We start from the raw sequence: 3,187 nt of genomic DNA, 5'->3' as shown, positions 1-3,187 counted from the left end.
AACCCCGATGAGTTGCATTTGATGCGACGACTCATCGGAGTGCGCGCGGAGTGGTGATGTGCAGCTGGAGTGCTGGTGGAGGTGTGCATCGGGTCCGCAGTCGTGTCGTGCCTGAAACCTTTGGCAGGGGTCTTCATCTGTACGGCTGCGAGGGATCTTTCGTCTGATGAATGATTCCATCGGCGTTACTCCTGAGGCCTGGGAGGCTTCGTGGCCGACAGACGAGAGATTCCTGGCACTGCTCCACATCTCCTCATCGCAGGAGCCTCGCCTCTGCTAAGGCCGGATGAGCAGGTATTCGAGTCCATGCTGAGCGGCTGGGAGACTCAGCAGCTCAGCCGGAATCTCAACATGGCTACCATCCGGGACCGGGTTGGCCTGGTACGGCGCTTCCAGCGGTTCACCGGAGAATGGCCATGGGCATGGCAGCCGCATGATCTTGAAGACTTCACGGCGGAGCTCCGGACACGAGATGGCCGGCATCTGGCCTGGTCTACGGTTCGTGGCTACCAGTGCCACCTACGGTTGTTCCTGGACTACGTCGCCGATCCCCGCTACCAGTGGACTGGCGTGTGTGAGCGACTGTTCGGCTCGCATCCGAGTCAGATCTGTTTCGAGTGGAACACCACGGCGCACGTCGTGGAGTACGAAGGCCGCCCAGGCCGGAGAGCTCTCACCAAGCGTGAACTGCAGCGATTCTTCGACTACGCCGACGAGCGGGTGGCCGAAGCCCGCAAGCTGGGACGCAAGGGCTGGTTGTCGGCGCTGCGAGATAGCGCGGCGTTCAAGACCGCCTACGCCTGGGGTCTTCGCCGTCGTGAGGTCATCATGCTCGACTTGGAGGACTTCGGGCCAAACCCACAAGCCTCGGAATTCGGTGAACGCGGCGTCGTCTACGTCCGCTGGGGCAAGGCGAGCAGAGGAAGTCCGCCCAAGCGGCGCAGCGTTCTGACCGTCTTTCCGTGGTCGACCCGGGTCATCGACCAATGGGTGGACGAGTTTCGCGACCTCTTCGAGACGGCCAGGGCCAGCTCGGCCCTCTGGCCGAGCGAGCGCTCTGCCCGCCTGCAGTTGGATCCGCTTGGCGCCAGGTTCGCCGAGTACCGCGAAGCGGTGGGCCTGCCGCCGGAGATCGGCCTGCACTGTCTGCGCCACTCCTACGTCACCCACCTCCTCGAGGGGGGCTACGACCCGTTGTTCGTCCAGTTCCAGGTCGGACACTCTCATGCGTCGACGACCGCGCTTTACACCTCGGTGTCGTCGGACTTCCGCAACCGCGTCCTGCGCCAGGCGCTCGACCGGACCATCAGCCGGGCCCTCAACCGTCCAGGCCAAGGAGGCCCATCGTGACCAGACGCCTGAACTTTCACTGGCATCTGCGGCAGCTCATGGCCGCCCATGACATGTGGAAGACAACCGATCTGATCCCTCTGCTGCGCGACCGCGGCGTGAGCTTGTCCTCGGCGCAGGTCTACCGGCTGGTTACCGACAAACCCGAGCGTCTGTCGATGCGCACCCTCATCGCGCTCTGCGACATCTTCGACTGCACCCCGGCCAACCTGATCGAGCCTTACAGCGAAACGGTCGTCCGCAAGAAGGCCGCCGGGGAACAGGTCGTGGTTAAACTCACCCGCGATATCCGCCCAGAACGGGCCCGCATCCTGGATGACGAGGCATGAGTCGCCCCCGGAAACCCCGGCCACGCGCAGCGCCCGACCCAGACAAGTACCGCGCCTGCGCTCGCTGCGGCGAACACCACCTCACCGCCGCCAACTGGCCCGAGGGTCCGATCTGCATGTATTGCTACCAGGCTGCCAAACGCCGCGTCGGCACCTGCGCCGACTGCGGACATCAGGGGATGACGCCGGGGAGGAACGATGCTGGTCAGCCCACATGTCTCAGCTGCAGCCACATCCCGCTCGATCTCACCTGCCACCAGTGCGGCATCGAGGCGTGGCTGGCCAAGAAGAACACCTGCTGGGCCTGCGAACTGAAAACCCTCATCACCAGCCTGCTCGCCGGACCCGACAGCGTAGTTCGCCCTGAACTCATACCGCTGGCCACTGCCCTGGCCGGGATGCAGCGCCCCAACAGCGGAGTCACCTGGATCCGGACGAACCCCAAGGTCGCCACCCTGCTCAGCTCACTCGGCAACGGCGACCTGCCGCTGAATCATGCCGCATTCGATGCACTGCCCAAGTCTCAGACAGTCGAGTACGTCCGCGAACTCCTCATCGAACACGCGGTATTGCCCTTCCGGGACCGCTACGTCGCCGGTTACGAGCGATGGCTCGCGACAAAGCTTGCCGACCTGCAGGACATCGAACAGCGACAGGTCATAGAGCAGTTCGGACGATGGCATCATCTCCGGCGCCTACGAGCTCAAGCTGCCAAGGCGCCGGTCACCCAGAACGCCTTCCTGCATGCCAAGCAGTCGACAACGGTCGCTACCAGCTTCCTCCACTGGCTCCAGGAGCGAGGACGCCACATCTGGGCGTGCTCGCAGCACGACATCGACTCGTGGCTCTCTGCCGGCCCGACCACACGCCAGCAGATCGACAGCTTCCTCTGCTGGGCAGTGCGCCAGCGCCTCATCAAAGGCATCAAGATCCCCACGCGGAACTATCGCGGCAGCCCTCACATAGAGGAGGGCCGCCGACTCGACCTCCTACGCATGCTGCTTCTTCACGAGACCATGCCCGCTGATCATCGGATCGCGGGATGCCTCATCCTGCTGTTCGGCCAGCCCATCCAGCGCATCGCGCGCATGCGCATGGATCACGTCAAAGTGACAGCCGAGAGCGTCGAACTGCGCTTGAGCCGGGAGTGGATCCCCGTTCCGGAGCCCTTCGCGACACTGCTGCGCGCCTACCTCGGCAACCGCCCACACATGAACACCGCCGCCAACCCCGACTCCCCGTGGCTGTTCCCCGGCGGCATGCCCCGCCAACCGATCACACCACAGATGATCGCCACTCGGCTCAGCAGAGAAGGACTCCCGCCACTTGCGGCACGAAGTGGGACCTGGCTCCAACTCGTCCGCGAAGCCCCACCCTCCGTGCTCGCTCAAGCCCTCGGCATTCACCCGATCACCGCCATGCGCCATGCGAAGCTCGCAGGAGCTGACTTCCTCAGCTATCCCCGGCCAGGCGATTCCATCGTTGATGGATAGCTAGGGCTGCCAGCT

Annotated in this window: 3 protein-coding genes; all 3 read left to right on the top strand. The window is 64.2% G+C overall.

Annotated elements, in window-relative coordinates:
- Positions 1–306: 306 nt before the first annotated feature.
- Positions 307–1,350: a tyrosine-type recombinase/integrase gene (locus tag ABT294_RS50625; RefSeq protein WP_350813733.1), complete on the top strand. Its 1,044-nt coding sequence runs from the start codon at positions 307–309 to the stop codon at positions 1,348–1,350.
- Positions 1,347–1,679, top strand: coding sequence for a helix-turn-helix domain-containing protein (locus ABT294_RS50620; RefSeq protein WP_350813732.1), 333 nt, complete (start codon positions 1,347–1,349; stop codon positions 1,677–1,679). The genes ABT294_RS50625 and ABT294_RS50620 overlap by 4 nt, the downstream gene beginning before the upstream one ends.
- Positions 1,680–1,795: 116 nt before the next feature.
- Positions 1,796–3,172 carry a site-specific integrase gene (locus ABT294_RS50615; protein WP_350813731.1) on the top strand — a complete coding sequence of 459 codons (1,377 nt, stop codon included), beginning with the start codon at positions 1,796–1,798 and terminating at the stop codon, positions 3,170–3,172.
- The last annotated feature ends 15 nt before the right edge of the window (positions 3,173–3,187 follow it).

It is taken from the genome of Nonomuraea sp. NPDC000554, from assembly GCF_040300065.1.
Classification (GTDB): domain Bacteria; phylum Actinomycetota; class Actinomycetes; order Streptosporangiales; family Streptosporangiaceae; genus Nonomuraea.
Note: the sequence above shows the minus strand (reverse complement) of the source record. Positions and strands in the feature narration are given on the sequence as shown.

Coding starts and splice junctions, on each gene's coding strand:
- ABT294_RS50615 (WP_350813731.1), top strand. CDS start 1,796: ATGTATTGCTACCAGGCTGCCAAACGCCGCGTCGGCACCTGCGCCGAC.
- ABT294_RS50625 (WP_350813733.1), top strand. CDS start 307: ATGCTGAGCGGCTGGGAGACTCAGCAGCTCAGCCGGAATCTCAACATG.